The organism is Pseudomonas sp. G2-4 (assembly GCF_030064125.1).
In the GTDB taxonomy this organism is placed as follows: Bacteria; Pseudomonadota; Gammaproteobacteria; order Pseudomonadales; family Pseudomonadaceae; genus Aquipseudomonas.
Window position 1 is genome coordinate 226,918 of the sequence record NZ_CP125957.1, and the last position, 19,546, is coordinate 246,463.

Here is a 19,546-nt window from a genome sequence, read left to right on the forward strand (position 1 = left end):
CGATCCGACATTCCCTGGCACAAAAGGCCGCGCATTATAACCGGCGTTCCGTCCTTCGGGGGGCGTCGTGGTCTGTAGGCTCGATACCCGGATTTGTGGAGATAGAGGAAAAATCTGCTAACAATGCACACGGTGCGTATAACGGCAGCTGGGCCATAATGCGCGCCGAGATCAAAGGAGCTTCCTATGAGCAGCACTGCACAAACTGCTGAAGGCGAAAAAATTCTTATTGTTGACGACGATCCGGGGCTGAGCAGCCTGCTGGAGCGTTTTTTCGTCAGCAAGGGCTACCGCGCCCGCACCGTACCGAACACCGAACAAATGGATCGGCTGTTGGCCCGCGAAGTTTTCAACCTCGTGGTGCTCGACCTGATGTTGCCCGGCGAAGACGGCCTGACGGCTTGCCGTCGCCTGCGCGGCGCCAACAACCAGATCCCGATCATCATGCTCACCGCCAAGGGCGACGAGCTGAGCCGTATCAAGGGGCTTGAACTGGGTGCCGACGATTACCTGGCCAAGCCGTTCAACCCTGACGAGTTGATGGCCCGGGTCAAGGCGGTACTGCGTCGCCAGTCGGCGCCGGTGCCTGGCGCGCCGGGCAGCGAAGACGAAAGCGTGACCTTCGGCGACTATGAACTGTCCCTGGCCACACGCGAGCTCAAGCGCGGCGATGAGATCCATATGCTCACCACCGGTGAGTTTGCCGTGCTCAAGGCCTTGGTGATGAATGCCCGCCAGCCGTTGACCCGTGACAAGCTGATGAACCTGGCCCGTGGTCGTGAGTGGGATGCGCTTGAGCGCTCCATCGACGTGCAGATTTCCCGCCTGCGCCGGATGATCGAGCCCGATCCTTCCAAGCCGCGGTATATCCAGACGGTCTGGGGCGTGGGTTATGTATTCGTGCCGGATGGCGCCGCCAGCAAGTGATCGGCGATTTGTAGGAGCGGGTAGCCTGGCTGGTTGAATGTCTTTTTCCAGGCGACTCGCGGTCCGTCATTGTGCGAGCATCGCTCGCTCCTGCAAGTGTGTAACGGTTATTCATGAAAACCCCCGTTTGGTTCCCCCAGAGTTTCTTCTCCCGCACCCTCTGGCTGGTGCTGATCGTCGTGCTCTTTTCCAAGGCACTGACGCTGGTTTACTTGCTGATGAACGAAGACGTGCTGGTGGATCGGCAGTACAGCCACGGCGTGGCCTTGACCCTGCGGGCCTATTGGGCGGCCGACGAAACCAATCGAGCGAAAATCGCCGAAGCGGCGACTCTGATCCGGGTGGTCGGTGCCGGTGTGCCGGAAGGCGAGCAACATTGGCCTTACAGCGAGATTTATCAACGGCAGATGCAGGCCGAGTTGGGCGCTGATACCGAGGTGCGACTGCGCATGCACTCGCCTCCGGCGTTGTGGGTGCGTGCCCCGAGCCTGGGGGATGGCTGGCTGAAAGTGCCGTTGTACCCGCATCCGCTGCGCGGTCAGAAAATCTGGAACGTGCTTGGCTGGTTCCTGGCCATCGGCCTGCTGTCGACGGCTTCGGCGTGGATCTTCGTCAGCCAGCTCAACCAACCGTTGAAACGCCTGGTCTACGCGGCCCGCCAACTGGGCCAGGGGCGCAGCGTGCGCCTGCCCATCAGCGACACGCCCAGCGAGATGACCGAGGTCTACCGCGCCTTCAACCAGATGGCTGAAGACGTCGAGCAGGCCGGGCGCGAGCGTGAATTGATGCTCGCTGGCGTCTCCCACGACCTGCGCACACCGTTGACCCGGCTACGACTGTCGTTGGAGTTGATGGGCGAGCACACCGACCTGACCGACGAAATGGTCCGCGACATCGAAGACATGGACGCGATTCTCGACCAGTTCCTGGCGTTCATTCGCGACGGCCGTGACGAATCGGTGGAGGAGGTGGACCTCAGCGAATTGGTTCGGGAGGTGGTTGCGCCCTATAACCAGAACGACGAAAAAGTGCACCTGCGCCTGGAGCCGATCCAACCTTTCCCGTTGCGTCGGGTGTCGATGAAGCGCTTGTTGAACAACCTGATCGGCAATGCCCTGAACCACGCCGGTACTGGCGTCGAGGTGGCCGCCTATGTCTCCGGCGACACCAGCGCGCCTTATGTGGTGCTGAGCGTCATGGACCGTGGCGCCGGCATCGATCCGTCGGAGCTGGAAGCCATTTTCAACCCCTTCACCCGAGGCGACCGTGCCCGTGGCGGGAAGGGCACGGGGCTGGGCCTGGCCATCGTCAAGCGCATCGCCTCGATGCACGGTGGCAACGTCGAACTGCGCAACCGCGCGGGTGGAGGGCTGGAAGCACGGGTGCGGTTGCCGTTGGGGCTGATGTTGCCAAGGGATGCGGTGTAATCGATCTGATTGCAGGAACCTGTGGGAGCGAGCTTGCTCGCGAAAGCGGTGTATCAGTGACGAATAAGTTGACTGACACACCGTCATCGCGAGCAAGCTCGCTCCCACAGGTTTTGTGCTGGGTTAACCTTTACCCTTGGTCCGGGTCATGTTCGGCCCGCCATTCTTTTCCAGGTGTTCGATGATGATCCCTGCCACATTCTTGCTTGTGGTGGTCTCGATCCCTTCCAGGCCTGGCGAGGAGTTGACTTCCATCACCAGTGGGCCGTGATTGGAGCGCAGGATATCCACACCGGCCACGGCCAGGCCCATGACTTTTGCGGCGCGCAGGGCGGTCATGCGTTCTTCCGGGGTGATCTTGATCAGGCTGGCACTGCCGCCGCGATGGAGGTTGGAGCGAAACTCACCGGGCTTGGCCTGCCGTTTCATCGAGGCGATCACCTTGTCGCCGACCACGAAGCAGCGAATGTCCGCGCCACCGGCTTCCTTGATGTATTCCTGAACCATGATGTTCTGCTTCAGGCCCATGAACGCTTCGATCACCGACTCTGCCGCCGTCGCCGTTTCACACAACACCACGCCGATGCCCTGAGTGCCTTCCAGCACCTTGATCACCAGGGGCGCGCCATTGACCATGGCGATCAGATCGGGAATGTCGTCCGGGGAGTGGGCAAAACCGGTCACCGGCAAGCCGATCCCACGCCGCGATAGCAACTGCAGCGAGCGCAGCTTGTCCCGGGAGCGGGCAATGGCCACGGACTCGTTGAGGGGAAAGACCCCCATCATTTCGAACTGACGCAACACCGCGCAGCCATAGAACGTCACCGATGCGCCGATGCGCGGGATCACCGCGTCGAACCCTTCCAGCGGCTTGCCACGGTAGTGGATCTGCGGCTTGTGGCTGGCGATGTTCATGTAGGCGCGCAAGGTGTCGATCACCACCATTTCATGGCCACGTTCGGTGCCGGCTTCAACCAGGCGACGAGTGGAATACAGACGCGGATTACGCGACAGCACAGCGATCTTCATGCAACACCTGTGGCAGAGGTAGTGGACACCGGGTACGCCGGTTTGTCTTGAACGTATTTGATACCCGGATTGACCACCAACTGGCCGTCGATCAAGGCTTTGGAACCCAATAAGAGGCGATAGCGCATGGATTTGCGGCAGGCCAGCGTGAATTCGACCCGCCAGATCCGGTCACCCAGTGCCAGCGTGGTGCTGATCACGTAGCGGACCTGAGCGTGGCCGTTGGAGCTTTTTATCGTCTTGCGCGCCACCAGCGGGGCTTCGCAGCGGCGATGACGCAACTGCACCACCGTGCCCAGGTGCGCGGTGAAACGCACCCACTTTTCACCGTCGCGCTCGAACGGCTCGATGTCGGTGGCGTGCAGGCTGGACGTGCTGGCACCGGTGTCGATTTTTGCCCGCAGGCCCGCGACTCCCAGATCCGGGAGCGCCACCCACTCGCGCAGACCGACAACGGTCAAATGGTCAAAAGTTTTCAAATAAAAACAACCTGCGATCAGTGCATCGGATCGTTGAGTCCGCGAATCGCGGTATTCACGCAGAATAATCACAAAATGGCGACAGTTATCTACACACCTGTTTCCGCTCGTAACCAATACCGACCCATGCCCGTGAAAGCGCCCCGGCGGGCATTCTATCTGTCGGGCCGAATTCGTGTTCCCGACAAAAACGGTAGTACAGTTCTGACCATCGGCAGGAAAGAGGAATTGCAGTGGCACAAAAACAGGAAGAAGACGACAAGGTCCGTCTCGATAAATGGTTGTGGGCGGCGCGATTCTATAAGACGCGGGCCCTGGCCAAGGCCGCCATCGAAAGTGGCAAGGTCCATCATCGGGGCGAGCGCTGCAAGCCGGGCAAGGAACCCCGCATTGGCGACGAATTTGTCATCCGGACCGGGTTCGATGAGAAAACCGTGGTGGTAGAAGCGCTGTCGATCGTGCGGCGCGGAGCCCCTGAAGCGCAGGCCCTGTATCGCGAAACCGAAGCCAGCATCGCCAAGCGCGAAGCCACCGCCGCGCAACGCAAGGCGGGTGCCCTGAGTGTCAGCACCGACGGCAAGCCAAGCAAGAAGCAGCGCCGGGATCTGTTCAAGTTTCATGGCAGCAATAGCGAGTAAAAAGGCTGGCACAAACCCCGTGGCGAGGGAGCTTGCTCCCGCTGGGCTGCGCAGCGGCCCCAAAATCTTAGGGTCGCTGCGCAACCGAGCGGGAGCAAGCTCCCTCGCCACGCTGACAATTGAGATTGAGTCATCGGTCTCTTCCGGTCAGACAAACCCTCGCCTTGCTTGGAACCCACCGGCAATGCCCATAAAATGCCTACCATCAATTGTCATCACCTCAGATACCAGATCCTATGACTGATTTACCGGATAACGACTACACCCAGCGCTTCATCTTCGATGACAGCGACGCCCGTGGCGAGCTGGTGGCGTTGGAACGTAGCTATGCCGAAGTCCTCGCCAAGCACCCCTACCCAGAGCCGGTCGCGCAAATGCTCGGCGAACTGATGGCGGCGGCGGCGCTGCTGGTCGGCACCTTGAAGTTCGATGGCTTGCTGATTCTCCAGGCCCGCTCCGATGGCCCGGTGCCGTTGCTGATGATCGAGTGCTCCAGTGACCGCGAGATCCGTGGCCTGGCCCGTTATGACGCCGAGCAGATCGCGCCCGACGCGACGCTGGCCGACATGATGCCCAACGGCGTGCTGGCCCTGACCGTCGATCCGACCCAGGGCCAACGCTACCAGGGAATCGTCGATCTCGACGGCGCGACCCTGGCCGATTGCTTCACCAATTACTTCGTCATGTCCCAGCAGACCAACACCCGTTTTTGGCTCTACGCCGACGGGCGGCGCGCCCGTGGTCTGCTGTTGCAACAACTGCCCGCCGACCGCCTCCGTGATTCGGAAGAACGTGACGCCAGTTGGCAACACATCACCGCTCTGGCCGGCACCTTGAGCGCCGATGAGCTGTTGAGCCTGGACAATGAAACCGTGCTGCATCGTCTCTACCACGAAGAGGCCGTGCGCCTGTTCGATGGCCAGCCGTTGCGCTTCCAATGCAGTTGCTCCCGTGAACGTTCCGGCAATGCGCTTGTCAGTCTGGGTCTGGAAGATGCGCAGCAACTGGTGATCGAGCATGGCGGTGCCATCGAGGTCGACTGCCAGTTTTGCAATGAGCGCTACCTGTTCGACGCGGCAGACATTGCCCAATTGTTCGCTGGTGCGGGTGTCGACACACCGTCAGATACTCGTCACTAAAACGGTTCAGCGCAGGTAAATCTCCTGGCAAACGCCGGATTTACGCCGTACTGACGGGAGGGCCCTACTATTTTTGGGCTTTTCTGGCATAATCCGGCCCACTTTTTTCGGGTAGTAGTGCGCGACTTCCTACTACAAAACGTTTGGAGCACTCGGCCACGGGCCGACGGGGAACCTCATGACGCAAGCCAATAACGCCGTGTACACCGATCTAAGTGTCGATGATCTGGTTAAAGAAGCCCTGAGTCGCGGTGAAGGCGAGCTTGCCGATACTGGCGCGCTGGTTGTTCGTACTGGTCATCGTACCGGTCGCTCGCCAGTTGACCGTTTCATCGTAGAAGAGCCGACCACCCAGGGCGCCATCGCCTGGGGCCCGATCAACCGCAAGTTCCCGGCCGACAAGTTCGATGCCCTGTGGAGCCGCGTAGAGGCCTACCTGGGCGAGCGCGAGCGTTTCGTCTCCCACGTGCATGTAGGGTCCGATCCTGCGCACTACCTGCCGGTCAAGATGACCACCGAGACTGCCTGGCACAACCTGTTCGGCCGCTGCCTGTTCATCAACCCCGAGCAGTACAACGCCGGCGGCAAGGATGAGTGGCAGATCATCAACGCGCCGAATTTCGTCTGCGAGCCTGAGCGCGACGGCACCAACTCCGACGGCACCGTGATCATCAACTTCGCGGCCAAGAAAGTGCTGATCGCCGGCATGCGTTACGCCGGTGAAATGAAAAAAGCCCTGTTCTCCGTGCAGAACTTCTTGCTGCCAGCCGTTGATGTGCTGCCGATGCACTGTGCTGCCAACATGGGCGAAGAGGGCGACGTGACCCTGTTCTTCGGCCTGTCAGGCACTGGCAAGACCACCCTCTCTGCCGATGAAAGCCGTTACCTGATCGGCGACGACGAGCACGGCTGGGGCGTGGGCGTGGTCTTCAACATCGAAGGCGGTTGCTATGCCAAGTGCATCGACCTGTCCGAGAAGAACGAGCCGGTCATCTGGAAAGCCATCCAGCACGGCGCTGTACTGGAAAACGTCGTCCTGGACCCGGTCACCAAGAAAGCCGACTACGCCGACGACAGCCTGACCCAGAACAGCCGTGCCGCCTACCCGCGTGAGCTGATCGAAAAACGCGCACCGAAAAACCTCGGTGGCGAGCCCAATGCCGTGATTTTCCTGACCTGCGACCTGACCGGCGTACTGCCGCCTGTCTCGATCCTCAGCGAAGAACAAGCCGCCTACCACTTCCTGTCCGGCTACACCGCCCTGGTGGGTTCGACCGAAATGGGGTCGGGCAGCGGCATCAAGTCGACCTTCTCCACCTGCTTCGGCGCGCCGTTCTTCCCACGTCCAGCCGGCGAATACGCGGAACTGCTGATCAAGCGCATCCGTGGCTTCGGCTCCAAGGTCTACCTGGTCAATACCGGCTGGACCGGCGGCGGCTATGGCGTCGGCAAGCGCTTCAACATCCCGACCACCCGTGCGGTGATCGCGGCTATCCAGAGCGGCGCGCTGATCGGTGCTGAAACCGAACACCTGGACATCATCAACCTGGACGTGCCGCTGGCTGTTCCAGGTGTCGATACGGGGCTGTTGAACCCACGCAACACCTGGGGCGACAAGGCTGCGTACGATGAAGCTGCCAAGGCGTTGGCCGGATTGTTCACCGAGAACTTCAAGAAGTTCGACGTGAGCGACGCGATCAAGGCTGCTGGGCCGCAGCTGTAAGGCTCGGTTAGCGAATGAAAAAGCCGCCCTCTTCAGGGCGGCTTTTTTGTGGGCGCAGTCTTACCAACTAGGCCTTTTCCACTTCCTGCGTATCCCACCGTTGTGCCTTGATGGCCTTGTAGAGCATGCCAATGGTCATCGGCATCTTGTTACCACGGCCCTTGGCCCTGCGCTTTTGAAACACATCAAAGCCTTCCGGCTGGAAATAGCGGTAAGCGTCGTAGTCGATGAGGTCGATGGCGAATCGCTCCTCCAGGGCTTCCATCAGATGCCGGGCATCCGCGCCATCGCAGCCCAGATCGAGATTGATCGCCGTGTCCAGGCGAATGGTCCTGCGCTCGGGCAGGCCGATTTCTTCGTGGAGCAGTTCCATGAGTTGGCGCATGGCATGGTCGTCGGGGAAGTCTGGGGCGAGGTGCATGGTGAAATGTCCGGACTGATGGGCGGGTCTGTTGGGTGAACGTTCAGGGTTAAAGCGTTGGCCACTCAGGAGTGTGTCGTGAAGCTGTATCATCCGGTATCGTTTTTTACCCTGACCTTTTCTCGACGCGCTGCGCTGTCCCGCTAGGCTTTGGGTCTCGCAGCAGTCAAAGGAGCGACCGCTTATGCACAGCACCCTGGAACAGGTTTTCGGTTATCCACAGTTTCGCCCCGGTCAGGAAACGGCCATCAGCGCAGTACTGGCTGGTCGGTCGGCGGCGGCCATTTTTCCCACCGGCTCCGGCAAGTCCCTGTGTTATCAATTGCCAGCCCTGCTATTGCCGCACCTCACCTTGGTGGTCTCGCCCCTGCTGGCGCTGATGCAGGACCAGTTGGCGTTCTTGCAGCGTCACGGCATCGCGTCGGCCAGTATCGACTCGGCCCAAAGTCGTGACGAAGCCAGCGACGCCATGGCGCGGGCCCGCTCGGGTGAATTGAAGATTCTGATGATTTCGGTGGAGCGGCTGAAGAACGAGCGCTTCCGCAATTTCCTGCAGCAGGTGCCGATCTCGTTGCTGGTGGTGGACGAGGCTCACTGCATTTCCGAATGGGGGCATAACTTTCGCCCCGACTACCTCAAGCTTCCCGATTATCAGCGGCAGTTCAACATTCCCCAGGTGTTGCTGTTGACCGCCACCGCAACACCTAAGGTCATTGCCGACATGCAGGCGAAGTTCGCCATCGCCGCCGACGATGTGGTGACGACCGGTTTCTATCGGCCCAACCTCAATCTGCTGGTCGAACCCGTGCGCGGTGCGGAAAAGCGCGCGCGGCTGGTGCAATGGCTGGGCGAACGTCCCGGGCAACCGAGCATCGTCTATGTCACGTTGCAGCGAACCGCCGAGCAGATAGCCGAACACCTGAGCCAACACGGTATTGGGGCCGAGGCTTATCACGCCGGTTTACCCCATGAGCAACGCGAAGCCATCCAGCGGCGGTTCATGGGCGGCCAGTCCAATTGCATTGTCGCGACCATCGCTTTCGGCATGGGAATCGACAAGAGCGATATCCGCAACGTAGTGCATTTCGACCTGCCCAAATCCATCGAAAACTACAGTCAGGAGATCGGCAGGGCCGGGCGGGACGGGCAGCCGTCCGATTGCCTGGTGCTGGCCAACCGCGACAGTCTCAACGTGCTGGAAAACTTTGTGTATGGCGATACGCCCGAGCTGGAAGGCATTCGTTGCGTGCTCGATGAGCTGAAGGCCGCCGCTCCCGATGGGCAATGGGAGTTTTTGTTGGGGCCGCTGGCGGACCAGAGCAACATTCGGCAACTGCCACTCAAGACGTTGCTGGTCCAACTGGAGCTGCGTCGGCTGATCGCGCCGCGCTATGCCTATTACGCTGAATACCGCTTCAAGTTCCTGACCGAGCCTCAGGCGCTGCTGGAGCACTTCGAAGGTGAGCGAAGGGACTTCGTCTCGGCCATCATCCAGACCTCCAGTCGTGCCCGGACCTGGGCCACGGTGAATTTCGACGGGATTTACCAGCAGTATCACGCTGAACGTAATCGCGTGGTCAAGGCGCTGGATTACTTCCAGGAAAAAGGCTGGATCGAGCTCGAAAGCAAACAGATGACCGAGGTGTATAGCGTGCTGGAAACCGGTCTTGATGCGCAGGTCTTGAGTGCCGAGCTACACGCCTACTTCACCCGGCACGAGCGCGGTGAAATCACGCGGATCCATGCCATGCTCGAGTTGTTCGCCACCGACCGTTGCCTGGGTTATCGATTGGCACAGTATTTTGGCGATGACAACGCGCCGCAGCAGTGCGGTCATTGCTCGGTGTGCCACGGACAGGTCGCGCGCCTGCCGGAGCCACCTTCGTTGCCGGCACTTGTGGATAAAAGCTTCGAGACGCTGTGTGGTGATTTTATCCACAGGCATGAGCAGCACACCGGCAGTCTGCCTTCTGCTGAGCGGCTGACCCGGTTTCTGTGCGGGATCAGCGTGCCGTTGTTCACTCGGTTGAAGGCGCGGAAGATCCGTGGGTATGCCGCACTGGAGGAGTATCCGTACGCTGAAGTTCGACATTGGACACAGGCGCACCTGTGAGCTGCATCCATCCGATGAATGCCCTTCATCACACGAATAAATTTCAAAAACGTTCGAGGGCTGACTAAGGTGAACGCTGTCTTTGGATCGCCAATAAGAGAGCAAATATGAGCCAGACACCCTTCGATATTCAATGCGCCGCCGTGGTCGGTGCAGGCACCATGGGGCGAGGCATCGTGATGTGCCTGGCTAATGCCGGTGTGACGGTGCAGTGGGTCGACAACAACCCGCAGATGCTCGAACAGGCGCTGGCTGCCGTTGCCGAAACCTACGCCCATAACGTACGCCAGGGCCGTATCGACCAGCGCGAAGCCGATGCACGGATCGCGCGGGTGACGCGCGCAGATGATTACGCGGCGATCCGCAATGTGGATCTGGTGATCGAAGCGGTTTACGAGAACCTCGAACTCAAGCAGAAAATCTTTCGTGAATTGGACGGTCTGCTCAAGCCCGAGGCCATCCTGGCGAGCAATACCTCAGCGCTGGACATCGATGCAATCGCCGCCGCTACTCGCCGGCCAACCCAGGTGCTAGGCCTGCATTTCTTCAGCCCGGCGCACATCATGAAGCTGCTGGAAATCGTTCGTGGTGCGCAAACTTCCAAAGCGGTGCTGGACGCAGCCCTCGCATTGGGCAAGCGCATGGGTAAGGTCAGCGTGGTATCGGGCAATTGCCATGGGTTCATCGGCAACCGGATGCTCCACCCTTATGTGTTGGAGGCACGCAAGATGCTGCTGGAGGGGGCGTTCCCCCATCAAGTCGATGCGGCGTTGCAAGGCTTCGGCTTCGCCATGGGGCCGTTTCGCATGTACGACGTCGTCGGGATCGACCTGGAGTGGCGCGCCCGAGAGCTGGCAGGAAAAGGCCAGGATGCGCCAGAGGTGCAAGTGGATAACCGGCTGTGCGAACTGGGGCGGTTCGGCCAGAAAAGTGGCAGCGGCTACTATCACTACGAACCCGACAGTCGGCAGGCTGAACATGATGTTGAAGTCGATGCGCTGGTGCAGCGGGTCAGCGAAGCGCTGGGCTTCCAGCGTCGCGAGATTGGACCTGAGGAAATCCTCGAGCGGTGTTTGCTGGCGCTGATCAACGAAGGCGCGAAGATCCTGCAGGAAGGCATTGCCGAGTCGGCCCACGATATCGACCTGGTCTATCTCAACGGCTACGGGTTTCCTGCGGACAAAGGTGGCCCATTGGCCTGGGCCGATGGGCAGGGACTTGAGGATATCCACGCACGCCTGCTGGAGCTCGAAACGAAGCAGGGTGACCAATGGAAGCCCGCGCGTCTGATCGGGGAGCTGGCCGCGCAGGGCAAGGGATTCGCGCAGCGGTAGACCCGGTTTCGCGCCACGTACAACCAATGATCAACCGTAAAGGACGCCTGATGCCCCAACGTAACGAATACCCACACCTGCAACCCATCACCACGCGCTGGCATGACAACGATGTGTACGGTCACGTCAATAACGTCACCTACTACAGCTTTTTCGATACGGCGGTGAACACTTATCTGATCGAGGTCGGCGGTCTGGATATCCATGATGGAGAGGTGGTGGGGTTCGTGGTGAGTTCGGCTTGCGACTACTTTGCGTCGATCGCCTTTCCTGACCGGATTGAGATCGGTCTGCGGGTTGGAAAGCTGGGCAGCAGCTCGGTGCAATATGAGCTGGCGGTGTTCAAGGCGGACGAGGAGGAGGCCTGCGCGGCGGGGCGCTTTGTGCACGTATTCGTGGACCGGGCGTCGAACCGGCCTGTAGCGATTCCGGACCGGCTGCGTGGGGCTTTGGAGCGGTTGGTGGTCTGAAACGAAAAATCGCAGCCTGCGGTCAGGCTCTGGGAAGAGCTGCCGCAGGCTGCGATCTTTTATCGCTGATACTTAAGGCCAGCGATTAGTCGCGATAGCGATGTTTATGCTTGCGATGCCCATAGGCATGGCCGCGACCCGGGTGGCCGTCACGGTAGTAGCGACGGTCCCCACGGCGACCTTCATAGCGACGGTCATCGCCATCGTCTTTACCCATGTAGTTACCCAGTGCGCCACCGGCGCCGCCGCCCGCTGCAGCACCGATCAGGCTGCCGGTGCTGCCGCCCACGCTACGACCTATCACGTTACCGCCGGCTGCGCCCAGCGCACCACCGATTGCCGCTTCGCCGCGGCTGTGTTTGTCCGCGCCGACCGCACTACCGCCCGCGCCGCCCAGGGCCGCGCCGATGGTGGAACCGGTGTTGCCGCCCAAGGATTGGCCGACGACCGAACCCAAAACCCCGCCCAATGCGCCGCCAACACCTGCTTCGGCAGTGCCGCCAGCAGAAGCGACGCCACTGATCAGGCCAAGGGACAACAAGAGAATGGAGGAGAACTTCATAGAGGAGCCTCAAAGGGATGACGGCGCGATCCTGAGGCTGGCTTCGCTTGGTTACAATCGAAATCCGACGAGTAACACGACTTGTGCACAATTCGATAAGTTATTGTTTTTCGGTAGGAACTTAAGATGTTTTCGCCGGTCTTTAGCTACTTAGGACAGGCCGTTTTCTATGGAAAACGGCCTTTTTTGTGGGCGTTTGAAAACAGCGGGGCACCTTGGCCCCAGGCACTGGTTCAGGCCGATTTGGCCAGGATCAAGCCAGTCTCGCTCGCGGCTTCCAGGCGGATCGCCACGAATTTCGAGGTAGGCGTGTGGCTGCCGTCGCCGGTACTTTCCAGCGGCACCAACGGGTTCACTTCAGGGTAATAGGCGGCGGCCTGCCCGGCAGGAATGTCGAACGCCAGCAGGGTAAAGCCCTTGACCCGACGCTCACGACCATCGTCCCAGAGCGAGACGATGTCGGCCTTCTGTCCTGGCTTGAAGCCCAGGCGAATGATGTCTGCCTCGTTGACGAACAACACATCCCGCTGGCCCTTCACGCCACGATAGCGGTCATCGAGGCCATAGATGGTGGTGTTGTACTGATCGTGGGAACGCATCGACTGCATGATCAGGTCGGGCAACTGGCCGGTCGCGCGGGTGCGCTCATGCACCAGGTCGTTGGGTAGCAGATTGGGCTTGAAGTTGGCGCGGCCCGACGCAGTGGCCCAGCGACGAGCCCCCGCGCTGTTGCCCAGGTAGAAGCCGCCAGGATTCTGGAGCTTTTCATTGAAGTTCTTGAACCCGGGAATGGTGTCGGCAATCAGGTCCCGGATACGGCTGTAGTCGGCCACCAGCCAGTTCCAGTCCACCGGGCGGCTGCCCAGCGTCGCGGCAGCGATACCGGCGATGATCCAAGGCTCGGAGCGCATCTGGTTCGACAGCGGTTGCAACTGGCCGTTGGAGGCGTGGACCATGCTGAAGGAGTCTTCAACGGTCACCGCTTGCGCGCCTTCGGTTTGCAGGTCGATGTCGGTACGGCCCAGGCACGGCAGGATCAATGCTTCTTTACCGTGGGCCAAGTGGCTGCGGTTGAGCTTGGTGCTGATCTGCACCGTCAGGTCGCAATTGGCCAGGGCCTGGAAGGTTCGGTTGCTGTCCGGTGTGGCTTGGGCGAAGTTGCCGCCAAGGGCGATGAACACTTTCGCCTCGCCGTTGGCCATGGCATGGATCGCCTCGACCACGTTGTGGCCGTTTTCACGTGGCACCTTGAACTGGAAGCGCCGTTCCAGCGCGTCAAGAAACATTGCCGGCGGACGCTCGTTGATGCCCATGGTCCGGTCGCCCTGCACGTTGCTGTGGCCACGGACCGGGCACAGGCCTGCGCCCGGTCGGCCGACGTTGCCGCGTAGCAGCATCAGGTTGGCGATTTCCTGGATGGTCGCCACGGAATGGCGATGCTGGGTGATGCCCATCGCCCAGCACATGATCACATTCTTGCTTTTGGCATACATGCGCGCCGCTTGCTCGATTTCGACCAGGGGCAAGCCCGATTGCTCGACGATCTGCTCCCACGACGTGTCGTCGACCACGGCCAGGTAATCCAGCACGTTGACGCTGTGTTCGTTCAGGAAGGCATGATCGAACACTGGCGCTGCGTCGGCATTCTGCGCTTCACGCTCCCATTGCAGCAGGAATTTCGCCATGCCTCGCAGTATCGCCATGTCGCCACCCAGGGCCGGGCGGAAATACGCGGTGTTGGTCGGTTTATCCCCGTTGGTGAGCATTTCGAGCGGGTGCTGCGGATGCTGGAAACGTTCCAGGCCCCGCTCCTTGAGCGGGTTGATGCAGACCACCTGGGCGCCGCGGTTCACCGCCTCGCGCAGTGGTTCGAGCATCCGTGGATGGTTGGTGCCGGGGTTCTGGCCCCAGACGAAAATCGCGTCGGCATGTTCGAAATCGTCGAAGGTCACCGTGCCCTTGCCCACGCCGACACTCTGGGACAGCGCCACGCCGCTGGCCTCGTGGCACATGTTCGAACAGTCGGGGAAGTTGTTGGTGCCGTAGGCACGCACGAACAGTTGATACAAGTAGGCCGCTTCGTTGCTGGCCCGGCCCGAGGTGTAGAACTCGGCCTGGTTCGGGCTGGAAAGCCCTTGCAGGTGTGTGCCGATCAGCGCAAACGCAGCTTCCCAGCTGATGGGCTTGTAACGGTCGGTTTCGGCGTCGTAGCGCATCGGCTCGGTCAGGCGTCCCTGGTATTCGAGCCAGTAGTCGCTCTGCTCCAGCAACGAAGTTACGCTGTGTTTGGCGAAAAATGCGCCATCGACGCGGCGTTTGGTGGCTTCCCAGTTCACCGCCTTGGCGCCGTTCTCGCAGAACTTGACCATGCCGCTTTCCGGCGAATCACCCCAGGCACAGCCAGGGCAATCGAAACCACCGTTCTGGTTGGTCTTGAGCATCATGCGGAGGTTTTTCAGCGCGTTGTCGCTGGTCAACCAGGCCTGGGCGACGCTGATCAGTGCGCCCCAACCACCAGCCGGGCCCTTGTAGGGCTTGTAGCGCGGTACGGGTTTCTGGTCGGCTTGTTGATGCTTGCTCACGCTTGTTTCTCCATCGCAGGGCTGTAGACCCGCGGCGCACTTTTTTGCGGCAGGTGGATGAGATTGAGGTTGTGTTGGCGGGCCCATTGCACCGCAAGGCCCGTGGGCGATGACAGGCTGACCAGGGTCTGGATACCGGCGCGCAGCACTTTCTGGATCAGTTCGAGGCTGCACCGACTGGTGACGATCGCCACGCCACCAGCTACCGGGATCTGTTGCCGGATCAACGCGCCGATTAGCTTGTCGAGGGCGTTGTGCCGGCCAATGTCTTCGCGGCCCAGCAGCAACTCGCCCTGGGCGTTCATGAACAGTGCCGCGTGCACCGCGCCGCAGAACTGGCCCAGCGGCTGGAACTGGCCGATGCGTTGACGCAGGCCATCGAGCCATTGCGCCGGTGGAAGCGGTGCGCCGGGCAATGCCTTGAGGTTGGGCAAGGCCTGTTCCACCGCTTCCACGCCACATAACCCGCAGCCGCTGGTGCCTGCCAGCTGCCGGCGTTGCTGCTTGAGGTTCCAGAAGGCGCGGTTGGCGATGGTCACCTGCGCATACTGCGCAGAACCTGCGCCGCTCAGTTGCAGGTCATAGATGTCCGAGGGGTCTTCGATGATGCCACTGCCCAGGCTGAAGCCAACGACGAAGTCTTCAAGGTCGGTGGGGGTGACCAGCATGACGGCCTGGCTGATGCCGTTATAGGCAATCGCCAACGCCACTTCCTCGGCCAGCGCGGTGCTGTCCGATTGGGAGTGGTCCAGATTGCAGTAGCGATAGCTCTGGCTGGCGGCCGGCGCAGATGTTTCCATCGCAGGCGCTCGACTGACCGGAGGCTTGTCGTTCATGGGCATCACTGAAAGTAGGAATAGTGTTAAGACTAAATGCGGCAATCTGCCACGTCTAATTGCTATTACTGATCCTTCAATAGATGACGTCGATCAAGATACTGCTGGTGATTTCTGGTAAAGGGCAAAACAAGCCTCAGCCAAGGCTGATCGTGGGGCGCCGCGGCGCATGATCAGCCCCAGCGGAACCAGCGTTTGCGCGCTTTCGATGGGCTGGATGCGCAAATTTTCGTTCAGGATGCTCAGGCCGTTGTTCAGGGGCATTACCGCGCAACACAGCCCGCCGTGCACAGCCTGTAACAATTGGTGCACCGCGTCGGTTTGCAACAGCGGTCGAGGCGTGAGCCCTCGGCTATGGAAGTTGTGGTCGATGGACTGGCGAAAATGCATGCCGCTGGTGAGCATGCCCAGGGGCAGCTCAATCAGCGCTTCCCAACTCAGTGGCTGCTCACCGAAAAAGAAAAAGCGTTGGTCGTAAAGCAGGCCCATGCGCGTGTGACTGAATGGCAGGGCCTCGAAACGCTCGTTGTCCAGACGTTCGAGGTAGGAAATGCCCAGATCGATACGGTTGTTCGCCAGTTGTTCGAGAACGTGCTCGGAGCTCAAGGACGACAGTTCGAAACGCAGGTTGGGATGCTCGGTGTGCAAGCGCTGCATCATCGCCAGCGGGTCGAAGTCTGACAACGGCACTACACCCAGGCGCAGCGTACCCACCAGATTGCCGCGACAGGCCGCGGCTTCGGCCTGCAGCCCGTCATAGGCCGCCATTACCGTGCGCGCCCAGGCCAGCACCCGCTCCCCTGGCGCGGTGAAGCCTTCAAAGCGCTGGCCACGGTTGACCAGCGGTAGGTCGAGTTCTTCTTCAAGGCTGCGCAGGCGCATCGACAGGGTCGGCTGGGTAATGTGGCACCGTGCGGCGGCCTGGCCGAAGTGGCGGGTTTCGTCGAGTGCGATGAGAAACTTCAGCTGCTTGATGTCCATCTTCGCTCCAAGGCGAGGGAAGGTTCGAATTCTAGCGCTTGCGCGTGGCGGGGTCATTGGTCGGCTGGGAACCGGTTTCACCTGGCCTGGTCTAGTCTTTTGCGTCAGGACACTAACCCAAGGAGCGCGCACCATGAGTCTTTTTAGCTTTGTGAAGGAAGCAGGCGAAAAACTTATCGACCTGCTAACCCCCGGCAACGCCAATGCCAGCGAGCAGTTGAAAGAACACATCAGCAAGGTTGGCCTGGGTAATCCGAATGTTCAAGCGACCATCGAGGGCGATAAAGTCATCGTCACTGGTGAAGTAGGCAGTCAGGAAGAGAAGGAAAAAATCCTGCTGGCCGTGGGCAACATCGCAGGTGTAGGCAGTGTTGACGACCAGATTACGGTGACTGGGCCGGTGGCACAGGCGGCGCGTTTCGTGACCGTGAAAAAGGGCGACACCCTCAGCGCGATCGCCAAGACCGAGTACGGTGACGCGAACAAGTACAACAAGATCTTCGAGGCCAACAAACCGATGTTGTCGCACCCGGACAAGATCTATCCGGGGCAGGTGCTACGTATTCCCGAGTAGCCGGTTTCTGGGTGGCGAGGGAGCTTGCTCCCGCTGGGCTTCAAAGTGGCCCCTTTTTTCAGACAAGTGCTGCGCACTTGAGCGGGAGCAAGCTCCCTCGCCACATAGGGCTTTCAGAGCCCTTCGATCAGCGCCCGGTAGTCGATCAACGCCTCAAACTCTCCGGTGTCCTTCGGCCCCTTGCGGCTGTCCGGCTCGCTGACGGCCAGCAGATGCGCAACGCCGAAATCCCGGGCGCTGCGCAACACCGGCAAGGTGTCGTCGATAAACAGGCTGCGGGCCGGGTCGAAGTTAAGGTCGGCCTGCAGGGCGTCCCAGAACTGTGGGTTTTCCTTGGGGAAACCGTAGTCGTGGGAACTGATTAAACGCTCGAAATAGGGCGCCAGTTCGATGCGCTCCAGTTTCAAGGACAACGAATCGCGATGCGCGTTGGTGATCATCACCACCCGTTTGCCGGCCCGCTGGATCGCTGCGAGGAAGGTATCGGCGTCCGGGCGCAAGGCGATCAGGTGCGCAGTTTCCAGTTTCAGTTCGCGCACCGGCAGTTTCAGTTCTGTGCTCCAGAAATCCAGGCAATACCATTGCAACTGGCCGGCGTTGCTTTCGAACAGCGGTTGTAGCTCCATCTCGGCCATCGCCCGACTCACGCCGTGCAATTCGGCATAGCGTTGGGGCAGGTGTTCCATCCAGAAGTGGTTGTCGTAATGCAGATCCAGCAAGGTGCCGTCCATGTCCAGCAGCACCGTATCGATCTCATGCCAGGGCAGCATGGCCATAAAACTTCTCCAGCGGTAATCGAATATCCGACACAAACAATCAGAATAGGCCGGGTATAGTAGCCCGCTATCGCCCAGGGAGCCGTTTATGCGCCAGAAACCCACCATACTCGATCGCCGGATCGTCGCCACCAGTCGCCTGTTTTGCGTGGAAGAACTGAAACTGCGCTTTTCCAATGGCGTGGAGCGCACCTATGAGCGTTTGGCGAGCAAAGGTGCGGGCTATGGCGCGGTGATGATCGTGGCGATGCTCGACGCCGACCACGCGGTGTTGGTGGAAGAGTATTGCGGTGGTACCGATGCCTACGAACTCTCCCTGCCCAAGGGCCTGATCGAGCCGGGTGAAGACGTGCTGGCGGCGGCCGAGCGGGAGCTCAAGGAAGAGGCCGGTTTTGGCGCGCGTCAATTGGAGCACCTGACCGAACTGTCGCTGTCCCCCGGCTACATGAGCCAGAAGATCCAGGTGGTGCTGGCGACCGATCTGTATGAAGAAAAGCTGGAGGGCGACGAGCCCGAGGCGATGCGGGTGGACAAGGTCAACCTGCGCGAATTGTCTGCCCTGGCGCAAAACCCCCAGTTCACGGAGGGACGTGCGCTGGCGGCGCTGTACCTGGCCCGTGATCTGCTGGCCCAGCGCGGAGCGTTCCTGTCATGAACTTCCCCCATCCCCTGATGGCCCCTGCGGTTGAACTGGCGCTCAGGGCCGGCGAGGCGATCCTGCCGTTCTGGCGCGCCAATGTGCAGGTCAACCACAAGGCTGACGAGTCGCCGGTGACTGCTGCGGACATGGCGGCTCACGATGTGATCGTGGCCGGGCTCACGGCGCTGGCGCCGGATATCCCGATCCTCTCCGAAGAAGACGCCGATATCGCCCAAGACGTGCGTGCCGGCTGGCAACGCTGGTGGCTGGTGGACCCGCTGGACGGGACCAAGGAGTTCATTTCCGGCAGTGAGGAGTTCACCGTCAACATTGCACTGATCGAGCAGGGCCGGGTGGTGTTTGGCGTGGTGTCGATGCCCACCAACGGCCGCTTCTACGTTGGTGGCGCGGGGTTGGGTGCCTGGCGTGCCGACCAGAATGGCGAGCCTTTGCCTATCGCGGTGCGTAACGTATTGGCCCCGGGCGAAACCTTCACCGTGGTCGCCAGTCGCCGCCATACCAGCCCCGAGCAGGAACGTCTGTTGGGCGGCTTGAGCGAGAGCCTGGGGGAGTTGCAGTTGACCAGCATTGGCAGCTCGTTGAAGTTTTGCCTGGTGGCCGAAGGCGCGGCGGATTGCTATCCACGGCTGGCGCCGACGTCCCAATGGGACACCGCTGCCGCCCAAGGCGTGCTGGAAGGGGCAGGTGGCGAGGTGTTGGACTTGAGCGGCGAGCCGTTCTGTTATCCGCCGCGTGAATCGCTGTTGAATGCGTCGTTTCTGGCGTTGCCGGCGAAGGCGCCGTGGCGGGGCAAGTTGTTGGAACTTGCTCGCTCCTGAGTCGTACCTGCTTTTCTGTGGCGAGGGAGCTTGCTCCCGCTCGGTTGCGCAGCAAC

At 60.6% G+C, this 19,546-nt stretch carries 19 protein-coding genes; 11 read left to right on the top strand and 8 right to left on the bottom strand.

The features are described from left to right. The first annotated feature begins 186 nt into the window (after window positions 1-186). Window positions 187-927 carry an osmolarity response regulator transcription factor OmpR gene (gene ompR / locus QNH97_RS01005; RefSeq protein WP_025211284.1) on the top strand — a complete coding sequence of 247 codons (741 nt, stop codon included), beginning with the start codon at window positions 187-189 and terminating at the stop codon, window positions 925-927. A 113-nt stretch (window positions 928-1,040) separates the two neighbouring features. After that, window positions 1,041-2,354: an ATP-binding protein gene (locus tag QNH97_RS01010; RefSeq protein WP_283555202.1), complete on the top strand. Its 1,314-nt coding sequence runs from the start codon at window positions 1,041-1,043 to the stop codon at window positions 2,352-2,354. Window positions 2,355-2,477: 123 nt separating this feature from the next. Here the strand turns inward: QNH97_RS01010 and rimK are convergent, their stop codons facing one another. Together rimK and rimB are read right to left on the bottom strand one after the other, a co-directional pair. Next, complete coding sequence (gene rimK / locus QNH97_RS01015; protein WP_003196697.1) at window positions 2,478-3,383, bottom strand: 30S ribosomal protein S6--L-glutamate ligase; 906 nt, start codon at window positions 3,381-3,383, stop codon at window positions 2,478-2,480. Next, window positions 3,380-3,862, bottom strand: coding sequence for a retropepsin-like aspartic endopeptidase RimB (gene rimB / locus QNH97_RS01020; RefSeq protein ID WP_502944475.1), 483 nt, complete (start codon window positions 3,860-3,862; stop codon window positions 3,380-3,382). The genes rimK and rimB overlap by 4 nt, the downstream gene beginning before the upstream one ends. Window positions 3,863-4,095: 233 nt before the next feature. Between rimB and QNH97_RS01025 the strand changes: the two genes are divergently transcribed. The 3 genes from QNH97_RS01025 (at window position 4,096) to QNH97_RS01035 (ending at window position 7,362) form a co-directional block, all read left to right on the top strand. Further along, a complete protein-coding gene (locus QNH97_RS01025) occupies window positions 4,096-4,500 on the top strand; it encodes an RNA-binding S4 domain-containing protein (RefSeq protein WP_283555203.1) in 405 nt (134 codons plus the stop codon). A gap of 236 nt (window positions 4,501-4,736) precedes the next feature. Next, the gene (hslO, locus tag QNH97_RS01030) at window positions 4,737-5,639 is read left to right on the top strand and encodes an Hsp33 family molecular chaperone HslO (protein ID WP_283555204.1); all 903 of its coding nucleotides are present in this window, start codon (window positions 4,737-4,739) and stop codon (window positions 5,637-5,639) included. Window positions 5,640-5,817: 178 nt separating this feature from the next. After that, the gene (locus QNH97_RS01035) at window positions 5,818-7,362 is read left to right on the top strand and encodes a phosphoenolpyruvate carboxykinase (RefSeq protein WP_283555205.1); all 1,545 of its coding nucleotides are present in this window, start codon (window positions 5,818-5,820) and stop codon (window positions 7,360-7,362) included. A 67-nt stretch (window positions 7,363-7,429) separates the two neighbouring features. Here QNH97_RS01035 and QNH97_RS01040 read toward each other — a convergent pair whose 3' ends face one another. After that, window positions 7,430-7,783 carry a DUF1493 family protein gene (locus QNH97_RS01040; RefSeq protein WP_283555206.1) on the bottom strand — a complete coding sequence of 118 codons (354 nt, stop codon included), beginning with the start codon at window positions 7,781-7,783 and terminating at the stop codon, window positions 7,430-7,432. Window positions 7,784-7,967: 184 nt separating this feature from the next. Here QNH97_RS01040 and QNH97_RS01045 point away from each other — a divergent pair, with 184 nt between their 5' ends. From QNH97_RS01045 to QNH97_RS01055, 3 genes are all read left to right on the top strand, one after another. Beyond that, window positions 7,968-9,896, top strand: coding sequence for a RecQ family ATP-dependent DNA helicase (locus tag QNH97_RS01045; protein ID WP_283555207.1), 1,929 nt, complete (start codon window positions 7,968-7,970; stop codon window positions 9,894-9,896). A 107-nt stretch (window positions 9,897-10,003) separates the two neighbouring features. Continuing rightward, complete coding sequence (locus tag QNH97_RS01050) at window positions 10,004-11,230, top strand: 3-hydroxyacyl-CoA dehydrogenase (protein ID WP_283555208.1); 1,227 nt, start codon at window positions 10,004-10,006, stop codon at window positions 11,228-11,230. A 50-nt stretch (window positions 11,231-11,280) separates the two neighbouring features. Beyond that, window positions 11,281-11,700 carry an acyl-CoA thioesterase gene (locus QNH97_RS01055; RefSeq protein ID WP_283555209.1) on the top strand — a complete coding sequence of 140 codons (420 nt, stop codon included), beginning with the start codon at window positions 11,281-11,283 and terminating at the stop codon, window positions 11,698-11,700. A gap of 85 nt (window positions 11,701-11,785) precedes the next feature. On the opposite strand, the gene QNH97_RS01060 is transcribed toward QNH97_RS01055, so the two are convergent. The 4 genes from QNH97_RS01060 to QNH97_RS01075 form a co-directional block, all read right to left on the bottom strand. After that, complete coding sequence (locus tag QNH97_RS01060) at window positions 11,786-12,262, bottom strand: glycine zipper domain-containing protein (RefSeq protein WP_283555210.1); 477 nt, start codon at window positions 12,260-12,262, stop codon at window positions 11,786-11,788. 233 nt (window positions 12,263-12,495) lie between these two features. Then, entirely contained in the window at window positions 12,496-14,844 is a 2,349-nt protein-coding gene (locus QNH97_RS01065) for an FdhF/YdeP family oxidoreductase (RefSeq protein ID WP_283555211.1), read from the bottom strand. Then, complete coding sequence (fdhD, locus tag QNH97_RS01070) at window positions 14,841-15,680, bottom strand: formate dehydrogenase accessory sulfurtransferase FdhD (protein ID WP_283555212.1); 840 nt, start codon at window positions 15,678-15,680, stop codon at window positions 14,841-14,843. The genes QNH97_RS01065 and fdhD overlap by 4 nt, the downstream gene beginning before the upstream one ends. A 93-nt stretch (window positions 15,681-15,773) precedes the next feature. Continuing rightward, a complete protein-coding gene (locus QNH97_RS01075; protein ID WP_283555213.1) occupies window positions 15,774-16,661 on the bottom strand; it encodes a LysR family transcriptional regulator in 888 nt (295 codons plus the stop codon). 133 nt (window positions 16,662-16,794) lie between these two features. Here QNH97_RS01075 and lysM point away from each other — a divergent pair, with 133 nt between their 5' ends. Continuing rightward, entirely contained in the window at window positions 16,795-17,235 is a 441-nt protein-coding gene (lysM, locus tag QNH97_RS01080; RefSeq protein WP_283555214.1) for a peptidoglycan-binding protein LysM, read from the top strand. 113 nt (window positions 17,236-17,348) lie between these two features. On the opposite strand, the gene yrfG is transcribed toward lysM, so the two are convergent. Beyond that, window positions 17,349-18,011 carry a GMP/IMP nucleotidase gene (gene yrfG / locus QNH97_RS01085; RefSeq protein ID WP_283555215.1) on the bottom strand — a complete coding sequence of 221 codons (663 nt, stop codon included), beginning with the start codon at window positions 18,009-18,011 and terminating at the stop codon, window positions 17,349-17,351. An 88-nt stretch (window positions 18,012-18,099) separates the two neighbouring features. On the opposite strand from yrfG, the gene nudE reads away from it, so the two are divergent. After that, window positions 18,100-18,666: an ADP compounds hydrolase NudE gene (gene nudE, locus QNH97_RS01090; protein ID WP_283555216.1), complete on the top strand. Its 567-nt coding sequence runs from the start codon at window positions 18,100-18,102 to the stop codon at window positions 18,664-18,666. Further along, the gene (gene cysQ / locus QNH97_RS01095; protein ID WP_283555217.1) at window positions 18,663-19,490 is read left to right on the top strand and encodes a 3'(2'),5'-bisphosphate nucleotidase CysQ; all 828 of its coding nucleotides are present in this window, start codon (window positions 18,663-18,665) and stop codon (window positions 19,488-19,490) included. Before nudE ends, cysQ begins: the two co-directional genes overlap by 4 nt. Window positions 19,491-19,546: the final 56 nt, after the last annotated feature.